This is a genomic window from Nostoc sp. CALU 1950, from assembly GCF_051172895.1.
Classification (GTDB): Bacteria; Cyanobacteriota; Cyanobacteriia; order Cyanobacteriales; family Nostocaceae; genus Nostoc; species Nostoc edaphicum_A.
The window spans coordinates 1-1418 of record NZ_JBDNJQ010000368.1 but is presented as its reverse complement, the minus strand read 5'-3'; the positions used below and the strand labels follow the sequence as shown (position 1 = coordinate 1418).

General features: G+C 43.6%; 1 protein-coding gene. It reads left to right on the top strand.

Translation table 11 applies throughout. The features are described from left to right. Positions 1–89 precede the first annotated feature (89 nt). The gene (locus tag ABF638_RS37945; protein ID WP_435027879.1) at positions 90–1409 is read left to right on the top strand and encodes an IS4 family transposase; all 1320 of its coding nucleotides are present in this window, start codon (positions 90–92) and stop codon (positions 1407–1409) included. Positions 1410–1418: the final 9 nt, after the last annotated feature.

Below are 1418 nucleotides of genomic sequence, written 5' to 3'. Positions count from 1 at the left end.
GCCATTGGTGTCAAGTTAAGAAAATTAGAGTCTTGTCAAGTGGGTAAAACTCAATAGTTAAACTCAAGACAGTGCTGTTGATACTAGTCATGAGTAAACCGCGCAAAAAACAAGGGAATCCAGATTTTCGGCATCGAGTCACCTCCCCCGCCCCATCAAGCCAAGAGATAGAATCTAGACTGTTTGAGTTAATAAGCCCAGGTACATTTGCTAATCTCAAAGGGGTAAAAGACAAAGAACGTAGTTTGCGCGATCGCGTACTAACCCTACCAGTAATGGCAGCAATAGTATTGAGTCTAGTGTATCGACAAATACAGCATTTAACAGATGTGCTGCGCTGCCTGGAAGTTGAAGGATTGTTGTGGGTTAAGGCGATGTCTGTGAGTCGGCAAGCTCTATCTCAACGCCTGGAGAGCTTGCCAGCAGAGTTGTTTATTAAGCTGTTTGAGCAAGTAATGGAGCGTCTAATAGCCAAAAAAAACACTACGGAAGTTGCACCAATGTGGGTATCGGTAGCATCATCGTTCAGTGCAGTATGGATTGCGGATGCATCGACTTTAGAAGCCATCAAAAAACATTTGGGGCAACTCCAAGAAAAAACAGGTGCTGTTTTGGGAGGGAAGATGTTGATGGTAGTGGAAGCATTTACTCACCGCCCAGTTGCCGCGTTTTTTGATGCTGACGCTAAACGCAATGAAACAAAGTGGTGGCAAGAACTACAAGTACGCTTGCCAGTAGGTGGTTTACTCATAACAGATATGGGCTTCTATGGATTTGAGTGGTTTGATACCCTAACGGAGCAAGGAAAATATATTTTAACTAGACAAAAAGCCAAGGTGCGCTATCAAGTAGTGCGCGTTCTTTCGAGTAGTTCTCACTATAAAGACGAAATTATTCAAATGGGATTTCATCACACTGATCCTTGTCGCTACCCGATGCGTCAAGTGTCAGTACTATGGGGCAAGACTTGGTATTATTACTTGACTAATGTTCTTGACCCAAAACAACTTTCTCCACAACAAGTCTGTGATTTGTATCGCCGACGTTGGCAAATCGAAGATGCATTTTTACTGACTAAACGTTTGTTGGGTTTATCTTATTTATGGGTTGGCGGCACTAATGGTGTACAAATGCAAGTCTATGCTACTTGGATTTTCTATGCTGTCCTTAATGATTTGTCTGCCGATGTCGCTGTGGCTTTACAGCAGCCCTTAGAACGTATTTCAGTAGAAATGGTCTTTCGCAGCTTATATTTTTTCGAGCGCGCACGATCGCAAAACCCACAACTACAACTAATTCCTTGGTTAGTAGAGCATCAGCGTTCTATGGGCTTGGTAAAAGCTATTCGTCAACGACACCGACGCAACGCCGCAAGGTCGCTTGACATCTGGGCATCTGCTTTAACTTGACACCAATGG